Annotated in this window: 22 protein-coding genes; 10 read left to right on the top strand and 12 right to left on the bottom strand. The window is 69.7% G+C overall.

The annotated features are described in order from the left end of the window. Positions 1-124: 124 nt before the first annotated feature. Positions 125-1,324, bottom strand: coding sequence for an MFS transporter (locus ABGB10_RS23735; protein ID WP_347663159.1), 1,200 nt, complete (start codon positions 1,322-1,324; stop codon positions 125-127). Between the two features lie 93 nt (positions 1,325-1,417). Between ABGB10_RS23735 and ABGB10_RS23730 the strand changes: the two genes are divergently transcribed. The 4 genes from ABGB10_RS23730 (at position 1,418) to ABGB10_RS23715 (ending at position 3,794) form a co-directional block, all read left to right on the top strand. Further along, the gene (locus tag ABGB10_RS23730; protein ID WP_347663158.1) at positions 1,418-2,038 is read left to right on the top strand and encodes an ABATE domain-containing protein; all 621 of its coding nucleotides are present in this window, start codon (positions 1,418-1,420) and stop codon (positions 2,036-2,038) included. A 90-nt stretch (positions 2,039-2,128) separates the two neighbouring features. Next, positions 2,129-2,449: a metalloregulator ArsR/SmtB family transcription factor gene (locus ABGB10_RS23725; protein WP_347663157.1), complete on the top strand. Its 321-nt coding sequence runs from the start codon at positions 2,129-2,131 to the stop codon at positions 2,447-2,449. Continuing rightward, entirely contained in the window at positions 2,446-2,943 is a 498-nt protein-coding gene (locus ABGB10_RS23720) for an SRPBCC family protein (protein WP_347663156.1), read from the top strand. The genes ABGB10_RS23725 and ABGB10_RS23720 overlap by 4 nt, the downstream gene beginning before the upstream one ends. Before the next feature lie 566 nt (positions 2,944-3,509). Further along, positions 3,510-3,794: a hypothetical protein gene (locus ABGB10_RS23715; RefSeq protein ID WP_347663155.1), complete on the top strand. Its 285-nt coding sequence runs from the start codon at positions 3,510-3,512 to the stop codon at positions 3,792-3,794. A 111-nt stretch (positions 3,795-3,905) separates the two neighbouring features. Here the strand turns inward: ABGB10_RS23715 and ABGB10_RS23710 are convergent, their stop codons facing one another. Beyond that, positions 3,906-4,991 carry a hypothetical protein gene (locus tag ABGB10_RS23710; protein ID WP_347663154.1) on the bottom strand — a complete coding sequence of 362 codons (1,086 nt, stop codon included), beginning with the start codon at positions 4,989-4,991 and terminating at the stop codon, positions 3,906-3,908. A gap of 141 nt (positions 4,992-5,132) precedes the next feature. Between ABGB10_RS23710 and ABGB10_RS23705 the strand changes: the two genes are divergently transcribed. Continuing rightward, positions 5,133-6,296: a TerD family protein gene (locus tag ABGB10_RS23705; RefSeq protein WP_347663153.1), complete on the top strand. Its 1,164-nt coding sequence runs from the start codon at positions 5,133-5,135 to the stop codon at positions 6,294-6,296. A 58-nt stretch (positions 6,297-6,354) separates the two neighbouring features. On the opposite strand, the gene ABGB10_RS23700 is transcribed toward ABGB10_RS23705, so the two are convergent. Next, positions 6,355-6,795 (bottom strand): MerR family transcriptional regulator, encoded by a 441-nt coding sequence (locus ABGB10_RS23700; RefSeq protein WP_347663152.1) that lies wholly within the window; start codon positions 6,793-6,795, stop codon positions 6,355-6,357. A gap of 56 nt (positions 6,796-6,851) precedes the next feature. Between ABGB10_RS23700 and ABGB10_RS23695 the strand changes: the two genes are divergently transcribed. Next, entirely contained in the window at positions 6,852-7,769 is a 918-nt protein-coding gene (locus ABGB10_RS23695; protein WP_347663151.1) for an oxidoreductase, read from the top strand. Between the two features lie 164 nt (positions 7,770-7,933). Here the strand turns inward: ABGB10_RS23695 and ABGB10_RS23690 are convergent, their stop codons facing one another. Further along, positions 7,934-8,341, bottom strand: coding sequence for a pyridoxamine 5'-phosphate oxidase family protein (locus tag ABGB10_RS23690; RefSeq protein ID WP_347663150.1), 408 nt, complete (start codon positions 8,339-8,341; stop codon positions 7,934-7,936). Between the two features lie 403 nt (positions 8,342-8,744). Between ABGB10_RS23690 and ABGB10_RS23685 the strand changes: the two genes are divergently transcribed. Continuing rightward, positions 8,745-8,894, top strand: a complete 150-nt coding sequence (locus ABGB10_RS23685; protein ID WP_347663149.1) for a CGNR zinc finger domain-containing protein — start codon at positions 8,745-8,747, stop codon at positions 8,892-8,894. Between the two features lie 87 nt (positions 8,895-8,981). Here the strand turns inward: ABGB10_RS23685 and ABGB10_RS23680 are convergent, their stop codons facing one another. From ABGB10_RS23680 to ABGB10_RS23670, 3 genes are all read right to left on the bottom strand, one after another. Continuing rightward, positions 8,982-9,572 (bottom strand): DinB family protein, encoded by a 591-nt coding sequence (locus ABGB10_RS23680; protein ID WP_347663148.1) that lies wholly within the window; start codon positions 9,570-9,572, stop codon positions 8,982-8,984. Between the two features lie 103 nt (positions 9,573-9,675). Then, positions 9,676-10,284: a class I SAM-dependent methyltransferase gene (locus ABGB10_RS23675; RefSeq protein ID WP_347663147.1), complete on the bottom strand. Its 609-nt coding sequence runs from the start codon at positions 10,282-10,284 to the stop codon at positions 9,676-9,678. Positions 10,285-10,300: 16 nt separating this feature from the next. After that, positions 10,301-10,915: a VanZ family protein gene (locus tag ABGB10_RS23670; RefSeq protein WP_347663146.1), complete on the bottom strand. Its 615-nt coding sequence runs from the start codon at positions 10,913-10,915 to the stop codon at positions 10,301-10,303. A 316-nt stretch (positions 10,916-11,231) separates the two neighbouring features. Between ABGB10_RS23670 and ABGB10_RS23665 the strand changes: the two genes are divergently transcribed. Continuing rightward, positions 11,232-12,245: a LacI family DNA-binding transcriptional regulator gene (locus ABGB10_RS23665; protein ID WP_347663145.1), complete on the top strand. Its 1,014-nt coding sequence runs from the start codon at positions 11,232-11,234 to the stop codon at positions 12,243-12,245. An 11-nt stretch (positions 12,246-12,256) separates the two neighbouring features. On the opposite strand, the gene ABGB10_RS23660 is transcribed toward ABGB10_RS23665, so the two are convergent. From ABGB10_RS23660 to ABGB10_RS23645, 4 genes are read right to left on the bottom strand one after another with little or no spacing between them, the layout of a single operon-like run. After that, complete coding sequence (locus tag ABGB10_RS23660) at positions 12,257-13,969, bottom strand: trehalase family glycosidase (RefSeq protein ID WP_347663144.1); 1,713 nt, start codon at positions 13,967-13,969, stop codon at positions 12,257-12,259. A 32-nt stretch (positions 13,970-14,001) separates the two neighbouring features. Continuing rightward, complete coding sequence (locus tag ABGB10_RS23655; protein WP_347663143.1) at positions 14,002-14,826, bottom strand: carbohydrate ABC transporter permease; 825 nt, start codon at positions 14,824-14,826, stop codon at positions 14,002-14,004. After that, positions 14,823-15,794: a sugar ABC transporter permease gene (locus ABGB10_RS23650; RefSeq protein ID WP_347663142.1), complete on the bottom strand. Its 972-nt coding sequence runs from the start codon at positions 15,792-15,794 to the stop codon at positions 14,823-14,825. Before ABGB10_RS23650 ends, ABGB10_RS23655 begins: the two co-directional genes overlap by 4 nt. A gap of 18 nt (positions 15,795-15,812) precedes the next feature. Continuing rightward, a complete protein-coding gene (locus ABGB10_RS23645; RefSeq protein ID WP_347663141.1) occupies positions 15,813-17,048 on the bottom strand; it encodes an extracellular solute-binding protein in 1,236 nt (411 codons plus the stop codon). Between the two features lie 285 nt (positions 17,049-17,333). On the opposite strand from ABGB10_RS23645, the gene ABGB10_RS23640 reads away from it, so the two are divergent. Next, complete coding sequence (locus ABGB10_RS23640; RefSeq protein ID WP_347663140.1) at positions 17,334-19,169, top strand: RICIN domain-containing protein; 1,836 nt, start codon at positions 17,334-17,336, stop codon at positions 19,167-19,169. A 184-nt stretch (positions 19,170-19,353) separates the two neighbouring features. Next, complete coding sequence (locus tag ABGB10_RS23635; RefSeq protein WP_347663139.1) at positions 19,354-20,925, top strand: arabinofuranosidase catalytic domain-containing protein; 1,572 nt, start codon at positions 19,354-19,356, stop codon at positions 20,923-20,925. A gap of 85 nt (positions 20,926-21,010) precedes the next feature. Here the strand turns inward: ABGB10_RS23635 and ABGB10_RS23630 are convergent, their stop codons facing one another. Beyond that, positions 21,011-22,345 (bottom strand): PHB depolymerase family esterase, encoded by a 1,335-nt coding sequence (locus ABGB10_RS23630; RefSeq protein ID WP_347663138.1) that lies wholly within the window; start codon positions 22,343-22,345, stop codon positions 21,011-21,013. Between the last annotated feature and the right edge of the window lie 133 nt (positions 22,346-22,478).

Raw genomic sequence — 22,478 nt, 5'->3', positions numbered from 1 at the left:
ACCTCCGTGCCTTCCTCCGACCGCTTCGCTGAGCCGACCATCCGCGCCCTCACACGTCGGCGACCCCCGACGGCGTCAGGCGCTGATCACCGACCGGCCGTGATCGGCATTCTGGCGATGGTAGTTACTGCGCCAGGCCGATCGGCTCTGCCCGGCGTTGTCCTTCCAGCGCGCCGGGCGCGGGTCGGATGAGTCGTTCGCCGACGGCCAGCACCAGAGCGACGACGCCGAGCAGGGCGCCGATCAGCACCGTGGCGCGCACGCCGTGGCTCGGCAGGGCGAGCCCGCCAACGAACGCGCCAGCGGTGATGCCGACGTTGACCGCGGCGGAGACCGCGGCGGCGGCGAGGTCGGAGCGCCCGGGCGCCACCTGCAGCACGAGGCCGCCGAGCGCTGCGGTGAACGCGGCGAACGCCAGTCCGGCCAGTGCGATCAGGCCGACCGACACCAACGGCTGTCGGCCGAACGTGAAGAGCCCGAGCAGTGCCGCCGATTGCAGTGCGACAGTCGTGAGTAGAGCGAGCCACGGGCTGCGGTCCAGCAGTGCGCCGACGGCGAGGATGCCGAGCACGCTGGCGATGCCACGCGCAAACAGGATGGCCCCGACCGACGATGCGGAGAATCCGCTGACCTCGGTGACGAAGAGGGCGACGTAGGTGTAGGCGGCGATGGCGCCGGCGGTCGCCAGGATGGCCACCGCCACCAGCAACCAGAAGCGTCGGGCGTCGGGCGTCGCACCTCGGGCGGCGTGTCCCTCTTCCGGCCGTGTCGAGGGCAGCAGCGCGGCCACCACGACGAGCACGACCGCGCCGAGCCCGGCCACCGCGAGGAACGAGGCTCGCCATCCGGCGCGCTCGCCCAGCCAGGTGCCGGCGGGCACCCCGAGGGCCAACGCGACGGTGCCGCCGGCGAACACGACCGCGACCACCCGCCCGCGCAGTGCGGGCCGGAACAGCTCTGCCGCGGCAGGCACCACTACGGCCCAGAACAGCGCATGGGTCGTTGCGGTGACCATCCTGGCCGCCAGGAGCAGCGTGAAGGTGCTCGTCAGCGCCGTGACGGCGGTGCTGAGGACGAAGCCGACCAGGAGGGCCGACAGTAGCCATCGGCGAGGCACCCGGCGGACCAGCGCCGTCAACGGAACCGAGGCGACCATCACCACCGCGCCGTACACGGTGACGAGCATGCCCACCTGTGGCGGCGAGACGGCCAGGTCCACCGCCATCGGGAGCAGCAGCCCGATCGGCAGCGCCTCGGCGGTGGTGTAGAGGAACGTGCCGCCGGACAAGCCGATCAGCGCCCCCACTGCCCGTCCGCGTTCCATCAGACCACCCCCGTCGATACCGGTAAAACTGGCTATGCCGGAAACAGGCTAGTGGTGTCCTTCGATGCAGGTCAACTGGTAAAGTGAGTTTCGATGGAAACACTTGCGGGCGTCACGCGGATGCGCCTGGTCGGCGGCAACCTCGCCCTGGACTTCGTCAACACCCGCACCGGTCCGCCCGTCGGGTCCCCGGACGACGATGTGCTGACCGGCTACCCGGAGTTGGTCGCCTGGGGCGCGTACGCGGGCGCGCTCAGCGAGTCGGAGGCGAAGGCGTTGCGCCGGCTGTCCCACGGCGATCCGGGTGGCGCTCAGGCCGCCTTCGCCCGATCGCTGCGCGTCCGCGACGATCTCGACGAGGTGTTCCGGGCGGTGGCTGCCGACCGTAGCCCGAGCACGTCCGTGCTGGCCCGGCTGCGAGACGACGAGGCGGACGCGCTCGGCCACGCCCGTCTCGATCGAGGACGCACGTTCGGATGGACCTGGCGAGACGACGCGTCGTTTGCCCGGCCGCTGCGACCGGTGGTCCACGCGGCGGTCCAGCTTCTGACCACGGGCGCACTGGACCGGATCAAGGGATGCGGAGGTTGTCGCTTTCTCTTCAACGACGAGAGCAAGAACCGCAGTCGCCGCTGGTGCAGCATGGACGACTGCGGAACGTCCGAGAAGATCCGCCGCTACGTCGCCGCGCGACGCACCCGCACGACGGGTTGAGTTCCGGCCGGTCACCACTAATCCTCCAGGGCCGCAGGCCGTTGGGCGATTCGCCTTGACGACGGCAACCGTAAGTCGTAACTTACGTTCGTGGTGACTTACGGAGTGCACCCAGGGTGGGAAGCGCTGGGAGATCCCAGCAGACTCGCCATCGTTCAGCGCTTGGCGGAGCGGCCCCTCGCCGTGGGGGAGTTGGCAGATGAGCTGCCGATCAGCCGGCCAGCCGTGTCGCAGCACCTCAAGGTGCTCAAGAGCGCCGGCCTGGTCGTCGACCAGGCAATGGGAACGCGGCGCGTCTACCGGCTCAGTCCAGTGGGGTTGGCCGCTCTGCGGGACCAGCTTGACACGTTCTGGCGTCGGGCTCTGGACGGATATCAGGACGTCGTTGAAGAGACCGAGGAGAGCTCATGACGCACGCAGCTACGGCGGTGGTTCGCCGCCAGATCGTCGTCAAGGCAACGATCGAGGACGCCTTCACTGTGTTCACCGAGCGGTTCGGTGACTTCAAGCCGCGCGAACACAACCTGCTCCACGTCCCGATCGCCGAAACCGTCTTCGAGCCCCGGATCGGCGGGTTCATCTACGACCGGGGAACCGACGGCAGTGAATGCCGGTGGGCCCGCATTCTCGCGTACGAGCCGCCGACCCGGCTCGTCTTCAGCTGGGATATCGGACCGACCTGGCAGATCGAAACCGACCTGGACCTCACCAGCGAGGTCGAGGTCACCTTCACTGCCGAGACGCCGGACCAGACCAGGGTCGAGTTGGAGCACCGGCACATCGACCGGCACGGCCCTGGCTGGGAGTCGGTCCGAGACGGGGTCGACACCGACACCGGGTGGCCCCTCTACCTCGACCGGTACCAAACCCTTCTCGGTGAGGTAGCTGACGGCGCACGGGGTTAGGGCCTGCGTCAAGGCCCCTGGCTGGCCTGCGGCGCGGCCGGTCGGGCTGTGGGCGCGGCCGGCGGTGACCGTCGGTCACCGCCGTGGGGCCGGATGCGACAGTGAGCGATATACCTCGGAGTCATAGATATGCCTCCGAGGTATATCGCTCACCAGCACATCGATGGCGGGCCAGCCGAAGCGGATGGCTAGCGCCCCTCGCTGCGCCTGACGACCCTGGTTCGTGGAGATGGACGAAGGCAAGGACCGACTCGACCTCGAACCACACGGCGAACCCCGCCCCGAAGACGTCACGGCACGCGGCACACAACGCCCTCGCGACGACCGCCACGATCTGGCACAGGCGGACTACCGGCCGACCCGTGACCAGATGCCTGATCGCCTACGGCCACCGACCAGCATCGGACTTACTCGTCTAGCGGTCTGGACAGCCTCGCGTACTGTTCCCGCCGTGCTTCCTGCTGCTGCGACTCGTTTCGGTGCTGGGCCGCCGTGTCGCGCTGCGCGTCGACGCGGCAGGTGTCACTCTCGGCCAGACACCGCCTTGGCCGTCATCGTCGACTGCCGTGGTGCCGTGGTCCGACATCGAGACGGTGGTGCTGTGGACGCAACACGTCGGCTTCGCCACCATCCCGTACGTCGGCCTTCAACGACGTCGCGGCTTGCCGCCGCTGCCCGGCTCGGCGCGCTCGCGCGGCCTGCGGCTGCTGAATCAGGCAGCCGTACCGCACGTGCCGCGCGCCGTCCTGGCCGACAGTCGACCGGCGAACTCCTGGCGGCTGCACCGCCCGAGCATCGAGGCCGCGGTCCGGCACTTCGGACCTACGGTGGAGTTCGTCGACATGAGCTGACGGCCAGCCGTGCTCGGCAACCCCGAAACGGTGTGCTGCGGCAAGGCTGAGCTACGCGTCCCACCGTGCCGGCGGCGACCTGGTTGCGGCCGCCGCCGGCTCGGCCCCGCGTCAGAGCCGGGAGGTGAAGGTGGCCAGGAAACGGTGCGGGGTGACCACGCCGGCGTTGTCGAAGCAGATGACGTCGACGTCGGCGTTGGTGGTGTACGGCCACGGTTGGGTGAGGTGGCAGTAGTTGCTGCCGGCGCCCTGCGCCACGACCTGAGCGTGGGTCTCCTTGAGTCCGATCTGCGGGAAGGTCGCCAGGTACCGGCCGGCGGGTGCCAGTGGCGCCACCGTGTTCGCGCCGACGCCGAGCACCGAGTTGTCGTTGGTCGGACCGCCGACGGCGGTGCCCAGGTAACCGAAGTGCGACGGCGGGCCGAGGGAGCCGATCACCGGCCGCCGACGGTGGTACGAGAGGGCGAAGTCGGTGTTGACGAACGCGCCCGCCTGGTCGTAGCAGAAGACGTACACCTGCACGTCGGTGCCGACCGCGCCCCAGGAGTAGACCTTGCACCGGCGGGGACCCGCGTTCGGCTGCACCGCGGTGACCTGCACGTTGCCGGCGAGCAGCGCGGCCAGCCCCACCCCGGGCAGCCGCACCAGGTACTGCCCGACGCCCACCGGTCCGACCATGTTCACCGCACCCGTGGAGTTGTACGACTGCACCAGCGCTCCGCCGCCCCACTGCACGTACGCGTGGGACGTGCCGGCCGGCAGCACACCGGAACTGGTCGTCCAGAGAACGGTGAACGGGGTGTCGTCGCGCGTGCCGCCGGGCTTGTGGCACTGCACGTCGACGATCTCGTCGGCACCGGACTGGAACCAGCGGACCACCTCGCAGTAGTGCCCGGTCCGGTTCACCGGGGTCACGTGCGGCACGCCCCGCGAGCCGGCGCCCACCTGCGGGAAACGAACCTGGAACCGGCCGGGCGCGAGCTTGATGCCGTCGGCCCAGGCGGCCGGGAACGCGGTCTTCCAGCTACCCCACTGTCGGCTGGTGTCCAGCACGGTCCAGACCGCGACGGTCGGGTCCTTGACGTACGCGAACCCCCAGCGGTCGGCGGTGGCCGCCGCGGCCGGTGCCGTCGGCGCGAGTGCGCTGGCGGCCAGGACGGCGGCCAGTGTTGCGGTGACGAACGATCGGAGACGCATGTGTTCCTCCATTGGGACGGGAACATGTCGGGGAGGAGTGTGCGACTGGTGACGCGATGGTCACAGTCGGCTACCGCGCGCTTCGGTGTCGGGTGTGCGCCACGATCACGGGCATCGTCGGTGGCCGGCCGGGCCCCTGGAATGCCCCGGCGCGTCTTCTTCCCCCGCGGCAGCGTCGTCACGACCTGGACCGAGCCCGAACGGCGGCCAACGCTGCCGACAGCGGCGATCACCGGTGTACGCGAGCTGGTCGACGACGAGCTGACCACCCGGGCCGCCCGACTCGGCCGGTTCGACGTGGCCGTGCTCGACGCCGCCCTGGCCGAGGTGCCCGCCCCGATGCGGGAACGGGCCGCCTCGACACAGCTGGCAGGGTGGCCACGGGGCAGCGTGCGGGCGCTGCCCGACGCCGAGGTGCTGCGACTTTTCCTGCACTGGGAAGAACCTGACGCCACCCGGGTCGACCTCGACCTGTCCTGCGTGTTCTTCGACCAGGACTGGCAACGGGTCGGCCACTGCGACTTCACCCAGCTGCGTTTCGCCGATGACGGCGCGATCCACTCCGGCGACCTCACCTCCGCCCCGGCGCCGCTCGGGGCCACCGAATACCTCGACCTCCGCCTGACCCGTCTGGTCGAGCACGGCGTCCATTACGCCGCGCCGACCCTGCTCAGCTACAACGCCGTGCCGTTCGAGAGTCTCGCCGAGGCGATCGCCGGCGTCATGCTGCCCCTCAGGGACGGGGAGCAGTTCGACGGTTCCCGGGTGGCGCAGCGGTTCGACCTGCGAGGCAACGCCCGCCTGCTGCTGCCGATGGTCGTGGACCTGCGTACCCGACGACTGCTCTGGACCGACCTGACCCTCAACGGTCGCGGCGGCAACCACAGCGTCGGCCGGCACTGCGACCAGCTTGCCCGGGCAGCCGCCGACCAGTGGGAGCACTTCCTCGGCGGCCACCGCCCCACGATCCTCGATCTGTTGGCGTGGCACGCGGCCGGACGCGCCGATCGGATCTTGGTCGGCCACGCCGACCGCACCTACACCGAGGTACCGGCGGACCTGGCTGCCATTCGAGCGGTGGTGGCGGCGGACACTGGGGAGATGCGGGAGCTACCAGACCTGACCGGCCGCACGGTCCTGGCCGGTGCCGTCGACCTGGAGGCACTCGATCGACTGGTTCCCCGTGTCGGTGCCACGGAGCCGGTGGCTCCGGGCTCGACGGTCGTGACGGTGACCGGCACCCCCGACACCCCCTGGACGGTGCTGCGCGCCGCCGACATGCTGGGCCAGCTCGGCACCGGGTGAGGCAGCAGGTGTCGCCGGCCGGGGTCGGTCGCCGGCACTCTGCGGCATCGACGGTTCGTCAACCCACCCGGTGTCTGCGCTCTTCTGGTGCGGGCTGGGGTTGCTGCCAAGGATCCCCGGAGACCCCGGCGGCGAGGTGTTGCTCGTAGCTGGCCACTTTGAGGTCGATGAGATCGAGGCAGTCGCGCAGCTGCGCGAGCTGCTCGGTGATGCGGCGCTGGTGCTCGCGCAGCAGATCGAGTCGTTCGGCCTCGTTGCCGTTGCCCTCGCGGACGAGTTGGGCCAAGCGGCTGATCGTCGCGAGTGGCATCCCGGAGGTCCGGAACTTCACGCAGTTCGTCAGCCACTCGACGTCCCAGGCGCTGTAGACGCGCCTGCCGGACACGTCGCGCTGCACCTCGCCGGCCAGCAGACCCGCACGCTCGTAGAGCCGTAGGGTGTGCACGCTCAACCCGGTGCGCTGCGCCACCTGCCCGATGCTCAGCCCCTGGTCCGCCATGACGTCGACCGTATCTGTTTGACCTAGACCTCGGTCTAGCACCTAGCGTCCGCAGCATGACCAGCGACACGACCCACACCATGTTCGGCGCCCACAGCACGACCGGAGACGTCCTCGCCGGAATCGACCTCACCGGCAAGACCGCCGTCGTCACAGGCGGCTACTCCGGCCTCGGTCTCGCCACGACCCTCGCGCTCACCCAGGCCGGGGCTCGGGTCGTCGTCCCGGCCCGCAGGCCCGAGGCGGCGCAGCAGACGCTCGCCGGCGTCACCGGGGTCGAGGTCGACCAGCTCGATCTCGCCGACCTCGCCTCGGTCCGTGCGTTCGCCGAACGCTTTCTGCACAGCCATGCCGCCCTCGACATCCTGATCACCAGTGCGGGGATCATGGCCTGCCCGGAAACCCGGGTGGGACCCGGCTGGGAAGCCCAGTTCGCGACCAACCACCTCGGCCACTACGCGCTGGTGAACCTGCTGTGGCCCGTGCTCACCGCTCCCGAAGCGGCTCGCGTCGTGTCGGTCACCTCGGGGCGCAACCCCGGTTGGCGCATCCGCTGGGACGACGTGCAGTTCGAGCAGGGCTATGACAAGTGGGAGGCCTACACCCAGTCCAAGCTGGCGAACATCCTGTTCGCTCGCCACCTCGACCTGCTCGGCCGAGCGCACGGCGTCCGCGCCTTCTCCGTCAACCCCGGCTGGATCCGTACGCCCCTGCAACGACACCTTCCCGTCGAGGAGATGGTCGCCGCCGGCTGGATCGACGCGGACGGAAACCCGACGCCAGGCCTGTTCAAGACCGCCGACCAGGGCGCGGCGACGCAGGTCTGGGCCGCCACGTCACCGCACCTCGACGGGGGCGGCGGCGACTACTGTGTGGACTGCCGGATCGCCGACGGCAGCCCCACGGACAGCAGTGAGGCCGCCCGACTCTGGGCGCTGTCGGCCGACCTGACGGGCGTCGACCTCATCCGGTGAGCCGGGCCGTCGCGCCCGCCGCCGAGGATGACGGCGAGCAGCGTCGTCACGGCAGCGGCACCCGCTTGAGCGAGGTCCACGAAACCTCCCCATCGGCGGCCTTGAGGTTCATCACTGTCACATGAGGTGCCAAATCGCGAGGGCCACGGCTCGTGGGACGCGGCCTACTGCGCCGTGCCGGCGAGCAGCCACCGCCGGACGGGGATCTCCAGCAGCACTCGCTCGCCCGCTGGGCTGACCTGCCTGCCGACGTCCCAACCGTCGTACTTGTTGGCGAACGCCTCGACGATCGTGTTCGGGAAGTCGGTTCGATGCACCCGGGCGGTGCCCTCCGCCACCACGGGGGCGTTGCCGCCCTCCAGCGCCAGGGACACTCGTGGGTCGGCCGCGACATTGCGAACCTTGACGCTGCGGCCGTTGCAGCCGATCCACCACGCCCCGGCGACGTAGACGAACCAGACCGGCGTCAGATGCGGGGAGCCGTCGCGTCGCAGGGTGCAGAGCCAGACGTTCGACTCCCGCGACAGGCGTGCCTGGACGTCCGGCGGTGGGGCAGCGAGGGGTTCGGTCACCCCTTCAGTCGATCACGACCGAGGTCTGTGAGCTGCACGAGGCGACGATCGAGGCTTCAGCCGCTTGATTATATAGAGCTCCGTGAATAGATTGAGGTCGGGCGCCGCCGAGGTTCGGGTGACCGGGCCGTCGGCGACTGACAGGTCCATCCCGAGCCGGGCACTTCGGTCGTACGCGCCGACCAGCCGCTGTGGCGTAACGCTGCGCCGCACCCACGGCGCGTTGCCGCGCCGCGTCCGTCCACGGACGCGCGCCGCCGCGCCGCCTCCGCTCAGTTCGATGGCAGAAGGACCTTTCCCATGACGATTCTCCGCGCCCGCCCCGCCCTGACCCTCGCGGTCGTCGCCGCGCCGGCCGCCGCCGCGACCGTGACCGGTTCGGCCGGCGAACACCTGGTCGCGGGTGCGCATCTGCGGCAACGAGATGTGCTCGCACGTCTTCTACGACACGACCCGCAGCCGCACCCAGCGCTGGCACTCCTACGAGAGGTGCGGAAACCGCACGAACGTCGCCGCCTACCGCGCCCGCGCCCGCAGCGCCCGCGACGAATAGACCGGCTCCCGCTGCACGCCGTGGTCACAGCCCTGGCCGGCCTGCCTGGACTCCGTCTCGGCTCGACCGAGGACTTCGACAGGCGGCCTAGCCGAAGCGGTCCGCCAGCTTCGTCAGCTTCGTGACGTACGCCGGCCAGTCGTAGCCGTCGGGGATGATGCTGTTGTCTCGCCGCAGGCCGACTGCCGTGTCGTGCTGTTCGCGCATGATGTCCGCGTGACCGGCGTGGCGGGCGATGTCGCACGTCACGTGGATGATGATCCGGTGCAGCGTCACGGCCTGTGCGCCGGGCCGCCACCATGGCACCTGTCCAGGGGCGTCGAGCGGCAGCTCTTCGATCGTCTGGTCCGCGAAGACCCCGACCCGGCGATACAGGTCGATGAGCCCGTCCTTCGTCTCGTCCTCGCGCGCGTACCAGTCTGCCTGCGGGTCCTCGTCGAACGCCGACATGGGCACGAGGTCCTCAGGTGTCGGGAACTCGCGCCCGAAGGTGGGCCCGAAGTAGCCCGCTTCGACGTTGAGGCAGTGCTTGATCGCACCCAGCAGGTTGTTGCCGGTCGCGGTGCGGGGGAGCCGGGCGTCGCGTTCGCTCAACCCGTCCAGCTTCCAGATCAGGTTTTCGCGGTTCTCCTTCAGGTAGTGGTGCAGCGCAGCCTTCACATCGCCCAGGTCAGCCATGCCGGCCAGTCTTCCCTACGACGAGCCGGGCCAGCAGGCCGGTGATCACCGACTCGTTGATCAGGAGGCCTGGCAGCTCGGCTGATCGGGAGAGCGGTTAGGCCTATCCGTTTCCCGCGACCGCCGCGAAGGCGGTATGCGGGCGTTGGTCGCCCTCCCGGGGCCGTCGGAGGCGTTCGACCTCCACGAAACCGGCCCGGCTGAGTCGTTCGGAGATCTCGTCGACGGGCCAGCGATAGGCGGTGACGACCTTGTGGTCGAAGGGGCCGACCTCGTCGTGGTCGAACATGCCCAGCACCAACGATCCGCCCGGGGCCAGTGCTCGCCGGAACTCGGCGAGCACCCCGTCAAGCTCCTCCGGCGGCAGGTGGATCAACGAGTACCAGGCCAGGATGCCGTCGACCGAGCCGCTTTCGACGTCGAGGCTCTCCAGCGACCCGAGGTGGAACTCGACGTCCGGGTGGGCCGCCCGCGCGTGGGCGATGAACTCGGGGACCAGGTCGATCCCCGTCGCGTCGACGCCGAGCGAACAGAGATGACCGGTGAGATGGCCGGGACCGCAGCCCAGGTCGAGCACCGGGCCCGTCCGGGCTGCCAGGTGCCGACCGATGAAGGCGAGGTCGTCCGCGTTCACCTGCTCGCGTGTGCCGAACAGCCCGATGTACAGATCCGCGACCGACGCGTACGCCTGCCGGACCTTGTCCCTGTCCACCCCGGCACTATACGAGTCACGCACGGCCGCCGTGCCCGACGCTCAGCGTTCCGGTGCCGGGGCCGGTTGAGTTCGTCGATCGGGCGCTCTGCCGGGTGCGCCACCAGCGCCGCGACGCCAGCGCGGCCAGCCCCGCCCCGGCGGCGTTGAGCAGGACGTCGTCCACCGAGGACACGCGGTCCAGCCGCAGGACGAACTGGGCGGCCTCCACCAGGACCGAGCAGGAGGCCGCGAGCCCCAGAATCCGCGGCACCGACGCCAGCGCCGCGAACCGCAGCGGGGCGAAGAATCCCAGCGCCGCGAACACCAGCAGGTTTCCGACTACCTGGACCGTCGCGGTCAGCGGCCCGCCGTCGGCGACGATCGTGAGCAGGTCCCGCAGGGGCACCAGGCTCACCCGACCGGGGACGACGCCGGCCTGGTCACCCGGCAACATGATCATCCAGATCCACGGCACCGTGCCGTAGACGATGCCGACCTCGGCCAGCGACGTCCGCGACGCCGCGACATCGGTGGCACGGCGACGGCGGGTCAGCGCCCACACCACCAACGCGGCCAACGGCAGCACGGCCATCGTGATGAGGACGACGCCGTTGAAAGTACCGAGCCAGCCGTGCCACCCCTTGACCATGAGGCATCCCCTTCCCCCGACGGGTGAAAGCTACCGGCCCCCGGTCGGGATGCGGGCATCGCGCCGGTGGCCCGTTTGCGCAACCCGCACGTCGGGCAGAGAAACGCCATGACGAATGAACGGGGCAAGTCTGTTGGCGCCGGTGGGGCCGGGCGACCGGGTGGGGCGACCTCCACGCCGCCGAGTACGCGCTGACGGCGGCCAACCTCCGCCGTACCCGCCCGGCTCGACAGGTGGCTGGCTCACGGTGGATATGCTCGTCGGCAGTGCCTGGTGCGTCCCAGTGTCGGGGCAGGAGTCGATTCGAGGGCGGTCCATGAACATCGGCGAGATCGCCCGCCGGGCGGGGGTTTCCCGCAGCACCGTGTCGTACGTGCTGAGCGGGAAACGGGCCGTGTCGGAGGCGACCCGGCAGCGGATCCAGGCGGTCATCGACGAGCTGGACTACCGGCCGAACGCCAGCGCCCGGGCGTTGAAGGAGGGCCGCACCCGCACCCTCGGCTTGGTGATCCCTCCGGCGAGCCAGCGGCTGACCGACATGCAGTTGGGCTTTGTCGCCAGTGTGGTGGAGGCTGCCGCCCGCCACGACCTCGATGTGCTGCTGTCCCCGTCCGGTGGCGATCACGACCGGTCGTTCGAGCGGATCGTCACGGGGCGTCGGGTCGACGGCGTGATCCTGATGGAGATCCGACTGGAGGACGACCGGGTGACTCGGTTGTCCAAGGCCGGCCTGCCGTTCGTCACGATCGGTCGGACGGCCGAGCCGCACGGCATGAGCTGGATCGACATCGACTACGCCGGCCTGATCGCCCGGTGCGTGCACCACCTGGCCGATCTGGGGCACCGGCAGGTGGCACTCGTGAACCGCTCCGCCGAGTTGGTGGCCGCGGGTTACGGCCCCAGCCATCGCGCGCTGGCCGGTTTCCGGGCGGCTGCGGCGGAACGGGGCCTGACCGGCGTGGAGGTCTGCTGCGGCGACGACACCGCCTCCGGCGAGGCGTGCGTGGAACAGTTGCTCGCGACGCATCCGGACGTCACCGCGGTGGCGACCATCAACGAGGCCGCACTGCCCGGAATGCAGCGTGCGTTGACCGGTGCCGGGATGTCCGTGCCGGGTGACTTCTCGGTCACCGGGGTCGCCGCCCAGCACTGGGCGGAGGATTTCCGCCCCCCGCTGACCGCTGCCGACGTACCGATGGTCGAGATGGGTGCCGAGGCGGTGTCGCTGCTGTTGGAGACCATCGCCGAGCGCGGAGCCGTGCCACGACACCGCCTCTACACTCCGCCCATCTCGTTGCGTTCCAGCACCGGTCCGGTCCCGGCCCGCTGAGTCCGTCCGGCCTACCCGACGGTGCCTCGCCGTTGCTCCTGGGCGGCGGCCAGGATGAGATAGCTGCTGGCAGTCCAGGTGTACGCGCGGTCCCGCAGCCCGGCACCGGTCTCCGCGTCGAAGTTCTCCGCGAACCCGGACTTCTCGCACAGTGCGAGGAACCGTCGACTGATGTCGTCGGCGATCCTGGTCTGCCCGGCCCGCCGCAGGCCGTCCTCGACCAGGACGGTGGAGGGCGCCCAGATCGGGCCACGCCAGTAGCCGTCGGCCACGTAGTGGGCCGAGTCGGTCGGCTCGGTGGCCAGCCCGTGCGTGGTGAGGTGGGTTTCGACCCCTCGCGCCAGGGCGGCGGCGACCGGCGCGGGCAGGTCGGCTCCGAGTGCGATGGGCATCAGGTCCAGCAGACTGCGACTCGCCCGCAGACGACCGGTGTGCGGGCTGCGGGCCATGAACCGTTCGCCGTCCCACAGGTCGTGAAGCATGGCCGCGCAGATCCGGTCGGCCTCCCCGGACCACTGCTCGGCGGGCTCACCCAACTCGGCGGCGAGGTCGGCAAGGCAGCGAAGTTGCGAGACCAGGAACGCGGCGAGGTCGGCCGTCTGGAGGACGCGGCCGCCGTCGAAGGTGGTCGCGTTGTCCCAGCCGCTGTCGTTGCCGTGCTGGTAGTGGGGCAGGTCCTGGCCGGGCGCTCGTCGTGCGTCGAGCCAGAACCGGGTCCAGCGGGACAGCCGGTCGTACGTCTGGGCCAGCGCCGCCCGGTCCGGCGGCTGGGGGAGGTGTCGACGCAGGTGTCGCAGCGCCCAGCCGTGGATGGGGGGCTTGACGTAGTTGTGCAGGACCTCGGAGTGGGTGACCGAGTCGGGTAGGGCGCCCGCCTCGTCCTGGTGGTCGAAGGGCAGGTGGAACTGGTGCCAGGCCAGCTCCGGCTCGCCAGCGGCCAGGGCGATGGAGTTGAAGCAGTGGTCCCAGCTCCACACCTTGTCCATCCAGTGCTTGGACATCAGGACGGCCGGGCGGCTGACGAAGCCCGCCGGGGCGACGGTGGCCGACCACAGGACGTACGCGGCCAGCTCGGCGGCCGGCGTGTCCGGGCCACGCCATGGGGCGATCGCGTCGACGAACGCGGTGAACTCCGTGCTCCGGTCGCGACACAACTGCTCGAAGGGGACGGACCCGTCGTACGGGCGGCGGGCGGTCGCGTACTCCTCGATCGCGATTTCCCAGGGTTGGTCGGCGGCGAGGTCCAGGGACCGGTCGGCGGTGCCGAGCGCCTCCACGCCGTCGGTGCGCCGCAGAGCGCCGGAGAGCACGGTGACCCGGTAGCGGCGACCGGTCTCGTACGAGGTGAACACGTGGGACCCGTCGACCGGATCGAGGTACAGGTAGGTGCCGCTGAACGGGGTCAGGGTGCCGGCCGCCGCGGCCACCCGCAGACCGAGCCGTCGCCCCCGGATCCGCAGGGTGTCCGGCCCGTCGTAGACGGCCTCGATCCGGTCGGCGCCGAGGCGCCAGGTCAGCAGCGCGGGTGTGGCGACGACGGTGGTGTCGGCGACCGTGGGGGCGAGACGCAGTACGGGGTGCAGCCCGGTCTGGTGGGAGACCAGGTGCAGGTCGTCGGCGTACGTCTTCTCGGCTACCACCGGGGAGATGTTGAACCAGGATCCTCGGTAGCTGAACGGGATGTCCTGGATTCCGAACTCCGGACCGGACGGGGCGACGGTCATGGGTGGCGGGTGCCTTTCTGTGGTGCGGGTGGTCAGTCCTTGACGGCGCCGGCGGTCACGCCCATCGAGACGTAGCGCTGGGCCAGGACCAGCAGCACGGCGGCGGGGACGGAGGCGACGACAGCGGTGGCCATGATGGCGTTCCACTGCTGGTTGTTGTTGCCGATGTAGTGGTAGATGCCGAGGGTGATCGGCTGGTGGTCGCCGCCTCCGGTGAGGGTCGAGGCGAAGATGAAGTCCGACCAGGACCACAGGAACGCGAACAGCGACACCGTGACGATCGAGTTGCGGCTGACCGGCAGCACGACGGACCAGAAGGTCCGCAGCCGGCTGGCACCGTCAACCACGGCGGCCTGGAGCAGTTCGTCGGGGATACCGGACATGAAGGCCGTGAAGATCAGGACGGCGAACGGCACCGCGAGTGTCGTGTCGGCCAGGATCAGGCCGGGCAACGTGTTCAGGACGCCGAGACTGAGGTAGATGGCGTAGAAGCCCATCGCCATGATGATGCCCGGGATCATCTGGGCGATCAGCAGGACGAAGCTCAGCGCCGGGCCGCCGGGCGGTCGGAGCTTCGCCAGCGCGTATCCGGCGGGGGCGGCCAGCGCCACGGTCAGCGCGACCGTGCCGAGGCCGACCAGGAAGCTGGTGCCGAGGTACGGCAACTGTTGGTCGAGCACGGCCCGGTAGCCGTCCAGTGTGCCGTTGGTGGGGATCAGGTGTGGGGGACTGGCCCGCATGTCCTGGTCCCGGGTGAACGACACATTGATCATCCAGTAGACGGGGAAGAGCATCAGCCCGGTCAGCACCAGGCCGACGCCGGTCTTCCACCAGGCCCGCGGCGTCGAGTTGGTCATCGCAGGTGCTGCCTCCGCTCGATCCGGATGTAGACGAGCCCGGCGACCAGGGCCATCACGATGAGCAGGTTGCCGACGGCCGCGCCCGGCCCGAACTCGGGCAGCAGGTTGCCGAAGCCGAGCCGGTACGACCAGGTCGCGAGCGTCGCGGACGAGCCGGTCGGTCCGCCTCTGGTCATGATCCAGATGATGTCGAACACCTTCAGCGTGTAGATCAACCCGAGCAGCAGCGTGATCGCGGAGACGGGGCGCAGCAACGGGAAGGTGATCGACCAGAACCGCTGCCACCCCGTCGCGCCGTCGAGGGCGGACGCCTCGTACACCTCGGCCGGGATCGCCTGCAGGCCGCTGTAGAGCACCACCAGGTTGAACGGGATGCCGATCCAGATGTTCGCGATGATCACCGAGGTGAGCGACCAGCCCGGCGAGGTGAGCCAGTTGACCGGGTCGACGCCGACCACGCCGAGCGCGGCGTTGACCAGTCCCGAGTCGCTGTTGAGCAGCCACGACCAGGTCGACGCCGAGACGATCAACGGCAGCAGCCACGGTACGAGGAACAGCGCCCGCAGTGTGCGTGACAGCGGGAAGTGTTGGTGGAAGAAGAGCGCCAGAGCCATGCCGATGGTGAACTGGAAGGCGAGTGACGCGCCGGTGAAGACCAGGGTGTGCGTCAGCGTCGGCACGAAGGCCGGGTCGGTCAGCACCGTCCGGTAGTTGTCCAGACCGGCGAAGGGCGCGCCGCCCTGCACGAACGAGCGGACGGTGTACTCCCGCAGGCTCAACTCGACGTTGCGGTAGAGCGGGTAGGCGTAGAAGGCCGCCAGGTAGAGGGTCACGGGTGCCAGGAAGCCCCACGCCAGCCATCGGCCGGACCGGCGCTGTCGGGACGGGGGAGACCCGGGTGGGGCGGCGGTCGCCGCCCCACCCTGGCCTCGTACGGCGGTGGAGGTCTCTGTCGTGGGGACCATGGGGTCGCTTCGGCTCGCCTACTTGCTCGTGGCTGCGGCCTGCGCGGCGGCCAGCGCCTCTCCCGGCGACTTCCCGCCGCTGAGGGCCGCCTGCACAGCGGTCCACAGTGATTCGGAGATCTTCGGGTACTTCGTGCCGAGGTTGTCGCCCGTGCGGCCCTTGGCCGCCCGGACCGCCTCGACCCAGACCTTGAGCTTGGGGTCCGCGGTCGCCTGCCGGTCCTGGACGGCGGCGACGGGTGCGACGTAGGAGAGCGTGGTGTCGGTGGTGAGGAGGTTGTCGGCACTGGTCAGGCAGGTGACGAGTTTCTGCGACGTGTCGTACCGTCCGGTGTTCTTCTGCACCGGGATGGAGACGAACTCGCCGCCGGTGGGCGCCGGGGCCGGCCCGCCCGCGCTGGCCGGGATCGCGATGGTGCCGTACGCGAAGCCGAGCTTCTCCGCGTTGGCGAGCTGCCAGGTGCCGTTCTCGGCGAAGGCGTAGTCACCGGTGGCGAACTCCTGCCAACTCGTGGTCTGGGTGTTGTTGATGACCGAGTTCGGGGCGTGGCCCTGCTTGAGCCAGTCCGTCCAGAGGGTCAGCGCGGCCACCGCCTGCGGCGAGTCCAGACTGGTCAGTTGGGCGCCGGATCCCCAGAACCAGGGCAGGAACTGGAAGCTGCCCTCTTCGGTGCCGATCGCGGAGAAGGTGATGCCCTTCTTCCCCTTGGCCTTGACCTTGCCCAGCGCCTCGGTCAGCGACGCCCAGTCCTTGACGGCGGCGGGGTCGACACCGGCCGCGGTGAGCACGTCCCGGTTGTAGTAGAGGGCGAGGGTGTTCGCTCCGATCGGCACCCCGTACGTCCTGCCCTCGCTCTGGCCCGCGCCGAGCAGGTTCTTCTCCATGGCCGAGACGTCCAGCTTGTTGTCGTCGGTGGTGGTGAGCGCGCCGGCCTCGGCCAGCGTCGAGATGACCGGGTTGTCGACGATCAGCACGTCCGGGGAGTTTCCCTGTTGGGCGGCGAGCAGCGCCTTGTTGGTCAGGTCGGTGGTGTCGTAGCCGGTCCGCTCGACCGTCACGCCCGCGGAGGTGCCGCACTTCTTGAGCAGCGCGACCCACTCGGAGTCGTCGGTGAACTGGGGATACGGATCCCAGACGAGGTAGGCGCCGCCGTCGGCGGGCTTGTCCGAGGACGAGCAGGCGCTGCCGGCCGCTGCGGCGAGGGCTATCACGGCGACGGCGGCCAGGCGCCGCCGACGGCTGAGTCCGGTCATGTGGTGCCTCACTTCAAGTCGATCGTCAGGGGTGGGGTGGTGTGACAGTCGCGGGCCGGGCGGAGCCCGGCCATGAGGCGAATCGATTCGACGAATCGGTTCGCACGAAGATAAGGCGGTCCGTAACCGGTGGTCAAGAGATAGGCGGCCGGGCGCGGAAACATAGCCTTAATCGGGCTGTCGATTCATTGACACGGTTCAGTGTCCGGTTCTACGATCCGTGCGAATCGATTCGCAAGTGCTGCCTCCGGAGAGCGTCCCCCACGCCCCACCAAGGAGCCGCCCGTGAAAACCCCGTCCCGCGGCAGGTCAGGACGAGCCGGTGCGATCGTCGCCCGACTCGTGGTCGGCCTGCTCGCCGCCACGACCGCCGTAACCGTCGCCTCGTCCCCCGCCCAGGCCGCCAACGAGACGATCAGCGTCAACTTCTCCTCGACCAGCGGTGCGCCGACCTACCGCGCCTCCGGCTGGATCTACGGCATGACCGAGAACGCCAGCGGTCCGGCCGACCACTTCTACCGGGACGTCAAGTTCCAGTACATGCGCGCCGGCGGTGCACAGCTCCCGGGAAGCGGCTGGGTCGGCGGAACCTACGACCGCCGCTGGAACTCCACAGTCGCCCAGGCGCGTCGGACCAACGCCCTCGGCGGGCAGTTCATCATCCTGCCGCACGACCTGTGGGGTGCGGACGGCGCGGGGATCTCCCGCTTCCCCGGTGACAACGGCAACTGGACCGACTACGACAACTTCCTGACCCGCCTGATCGGCGACGTCCGGGCGTCCGGCCTGTCGGTGCAGTGGGACATCTGGAACGAACCCAACATCACCATCTTCTGGAACCGCCCGATCTCCCAGTACCTCGAACTGTGGCGCCGGACCTACCAGCGCATCCGGGCGGAGTTCCCCAACCAGCTCATCGTCGGGCCGAGCTGTGCCTGCGTACCGTCCACCACACACACCTTCTGGAACCAGTACCTGGACTTCGTCCGCTCGACCAACACGGTGCCGGACATCATCAGCTGGCACTCGCTGCCAGGTGACCCGGTCGCGAACGTCGCCGCCGCCAACGCCACCCTCGATCCGCGCGGCATCGCCCACCCGCGTCCGTACCAGATCAACGAGTACGGCGCCCCCGACGAGCAGAACCCGGCCGACGGCGCCTGGTACATCGCGCGTCTGGAGCGGGCCCGGGCGGACGGCCTACGGGCGAACTGGGCCAGCGGTGGCAGCCTGCACAACGACCTCGGCAACCTGTTGATCCGAAACTCGGCCGGACAGCACCAGCCCAAGGGTGAGTGGTGGAACTACCGCTTCTACGCCTCCCAGACCGGGCAGATCGTCGGGGTGACCCCGAGCCAGTCGTTCGACGCGTACGCCACCAAGGCGACCGGCACGGCGAAGGTCCTGGTCGGTGGTGGTCGTACCACCGGGAACCTGACCGTCAACCTGCAAGGCCTGGACACGACCAGCGGCATCGTGCAGAACAGCCAGGTCCGGGTGCTCACCCAGCGCATTCCGCACAACAACGGCGGCGCCGTGCAGGGGCCGATCACGGTCTCGAACAGCGTGCTGAACGTGTCCAGCAACAACGTCGCCGTGACCCTGCCGTACACCAACCAGACCGACACCTACACGCTGACCCTGCTGCCGCCCTCGGACGGTGGCTTCCAGTCGGTGGCGGTGGCGCAGCACTCCCAGCAGTGCCTGAACAACGCCGGCCTGAGCACGGCCGACGGCAACGTCCAGCAGCAGAACTACTGCGACGGCGGTGACCAGCAGCTCTGGAACTTCCGGCCGGTCGCCGGCGTGGCCAACACCTACACCGTGGTCAACCAGCAGAGCGGCAAGTGCCTCGACGTCAGCGGCGTGTCCACCGCCGACGGCGCGCCCGTGCACCAGTGGACCTGCCTGAACGGCCTCAACCAGCAGTTCACCCTGCGCAAGGTGACCTACTCGGGCAACGACTCGCACGACTACCAACTGGTAGCCCGGCACAGTGGCAAGTGCGTCGATGTCAGCACGGTGTCCACGGCGGCCGGTGCGCTGGTCCACCAGTGGCCGTGCCGGGCGGCCAACCAGGGCAGCCCGTTGAACCAGACGTGGCGGGTCCTGGGCCGGTAGGTGCCCTCGGGGGAGGTGACGCGCTGACCGCCCGCCCGACGGTCAGCGCGTCACCCGACGAGAGCATTCATTGACATGAATGAAACAAAGATCCTACCATTCGATGCGAATCGATTCGCCGACCCCACCGCCGCCCGTGGCGCATCGACCATCCCCCGCTTCTGCGACTCCGAGGAGTGACCTCGTGCGAACTCCGTCCCCCGGTGGGCCAGGAATGGCCCCCGATCCCGTCCCGAGACGCCGTCGCGTCCGACGTCTGAGCGTTCTGGCCGCTGCCCTGGTCGGCGTCCTCGTCGGTTACGGCGTCACGCCCGCCACCTCACCTTTCGCCGCCGAAGCCGCCGCAGCCGTGTCCGCGGCGATCGAGCCGGGTCAGAGCACCACAATCGTCGGCACCCAGTCCGGTCGATGCGTCGAGGTGCCGAACTCCAGCACCACCAACGGCACCCAGACCCAACTGTGGGACTGCAACGGTGCCGCCGGCCAGACCTGGACCTGGACGTCGAGCAAACAGCTCACGGTGTACGGCAACAAGTGCCTGGACGCCTCGGGCCGAGGCACCGCCAACGGCACTCAGGCGATCATCTGGGACTGCAACGGCCAGAACAACCAGCAGTGGAACGTCAACAGCAACGGAACCATCACCGGCGTGCAGTCCGGGCTCTGCCTCGACGCCAACGCCGCCGCCACCGCGAACGGCACCAAGCTCATCCTCTGGGCCTGCAACGGCGGCACCAACCAGCAGTGGACCTCGCCGACCACCCCACCGCCCACCACCCCGCCGCCGAGCGGCGCGCGCCCGTGTGACATCTACGCCTCCGGTGGCACCCCGTGCATCGCGGCGCACAGCACGACGCGTGCTCTCTACGCGGCGTACGCCGGCAACCTCTACCAGGTGCGGCGCTCGTCGGACAACACGACCCGCAACATCGGGGTGTCCGGCGCGGGCGGCACCGCCGTCGCGGCGACGCAGGACTCCTTCTGCTCCGGCACGACCTGCGTGATCACCGTCGTCTTCGACCAGTCCGGGCGCGGCAACGACCTCTGGTACCAGGGCTCCAGCGTGGTCCCGGGCTCGCCGCAGAGCAAGCCGGCGATCGCGACGTCGGAGTCGCTGACCGTCGGCGGCGCCAAGGCGTACTCGCTCTACATCAACCCGGGCAACAGCTACTGGCGCGACGGGCACCTCACCGGCGTGCCGACCGGAGCGGCTCCCGAGGGCATGTACATGGTCACCAGCGGCACCCACGTCAACAGCGGCTGCTGCTTCGACTACGGCAACAGCGAGACGACCAGGAAGGCCGACGCGGCCGGGGCGATGGACGCCATCAACTTCGGCAAGCAGTGCTGGTTCGGCGGCTGCTCCGGCACCGGCCCCTGGGTGCAGGCCGACCTCGAATGGGGTCTCTTCCCGGGCGGCAGCAGCTCCTGGAACCCGAACCAGCGTGCCTTCACCAGCAAGTTCGTCACCGCGACGCTGAAGAACAACGGCGTCTCCCGCTTCGCCATCAAGGGCAGCGACGCCCAGTCCGGCAGCCTCTACACGCTGTGGGACGGCTCGCTCCCGCCGGGATACAGCCCGATGAAGAAGCAGGGCGCGATCATCCTCGGCAGTGGTGGTGACTGCTGCAAGCCCGACGGCGGCGCGAACCTGAGCGCCGGCACCTTCTACGAGGGGGCCATGGTCGCCGGCTACCCGTCCGACGCGACCGAGAACGCGGTGCAGGCCAGCGTGGTGAGCGCCGGTTACCGCTGACCCCGACCACGCCCGAAACGGAGTCGTACGCCGGTCACCACGAAGGTGGTGACCGGCGCACGGTTTCGTCGACGCCAGCCTGGTCTCAGGCGATCGTGCAGGACGCGCCGTTGAGGGTGAACGAGGACGGTCGGCCGTTGTTGCCGCTGTGGGTGGCCTGGAAGCCGATGGTCACCGAGCCGTTGGCGGGGATGCCGCCGTTGTAGGAGGCGTTCCGGGCCGTCACCTGCCCGGAGTTGGGCGAGTAGGTGGCGTTCCAGCCCGAGGTGATGGTCTGCCCGCTCGGCAGGGTGAAGACCAGGGACCAGCCGTTGACGGCGCTGGTGCCGGTGTTGGTGATGGTGATGTTCTCGGTCAGGCCGTTGTTCCAGGCGTTGACGGCGACGGCCACCCGGCAGGCGCCGTTGGTCGGCGGCGGCGTGGTCGGGGGCGGCGTGGTGGGCGGCGGCGTGGTGGGCGGCGGGGTGGTCGGCGGCGGCGTCGTGGGGTTGGTCAGGCCGAAGAACTGCACGGCAGCGGCGGCCATACCGCCAGAGGGCAGGCTGTGCCCGGCACCCTGGATGCTGTACGCCTCGACCTGGACGGTGCCGCTGCTGTCGGCGTACCTACGCCGGTTCCAGTTGGCCTGGGGCGTGTCGGTGGAGGTGGGTGTCTGGCTCAGCCCGAACACGTTCGTCCACTGCTCGATCGTCTCCTGCAACAACGAGTACGGCACGAGGGTGTCGTTGGTGCCGTGCCAGACCTGCACTCGCGGCCGGGGGCCGGAGTAGCCGGGGTAGGCCTGGCGCACCGCGTCGCCCCACTGCTGCGGGGTGCGGTTCATGTTCCCACCGGTGCACTGGCTGCTGCCGGGCGGGTAGTCCGCCGCGTTGGCGAAGCAGTTGAACGGCACGCCCATGAACGCGGCTCCGGCCTTGAACACGTCGGGGTAGAGCGCCAGCATGTGGTTGGTCATCATGCCGCCAGACGAGCTGCCGGTGGCGTAGACCCGGTCCGGGTCGGCCGCGTACTGCTGTTGCACGTGCCGGATCATGGAGATGATCGACACCGGGTCACTGCCCCCACCACGCCGCTTGGCGGCGTCCGACCAGGTGTCGAAGCAGTTGCCGAAGCCGGCCTGCTGGGTCGCCGAGGGGTAGATCACGATGTACCCGTAGCGGTCGGCGAGGCTGGCGAACTCGCTCCCGGAGTAGAAGCCCGGGCCGGACCCTCCGCAGCCGTGCATGGCCACCACCGTCGCCGGCTTGGCCGGGCGGTTGTCCGGTACGTAGACGTGCATACGCATCCGCCCCGGGTTGTCCCCGAAGCTGGTCACCTCGGTCAGCGACGCCGCGTACGCGGGTCGGAGCGCGGGCACCACCAGGCCGGCTGTCACCAGCGGCAAGGCGAGGGCGAGCAGCAGTTTTCTCTTGATTGTCAACGGACGACTCCTTCGATTGCCGGTACGGCTGGGATTGGTCGCGCGATCCGGTGGCGGGTGCGCCCGACGCCCGCGTGATCGCGCCTGCCCGCTACCTGTGGCTTGCCCTGCCCGGCTCCGGACGGCGTTGCAT

Source organism: Micromonospora sp. B9E7 (assembly GCF_039871815.1).
Taxonomy (GTDB): domain Bacteria; phylum Actinomycetota; class Actinomycetes; order Mycobacteriales; family Micromonosporaceae; genus Micromonospora.
This window is presented reverse-complemented; position numbering and strand designations above follow the sequence as displayed.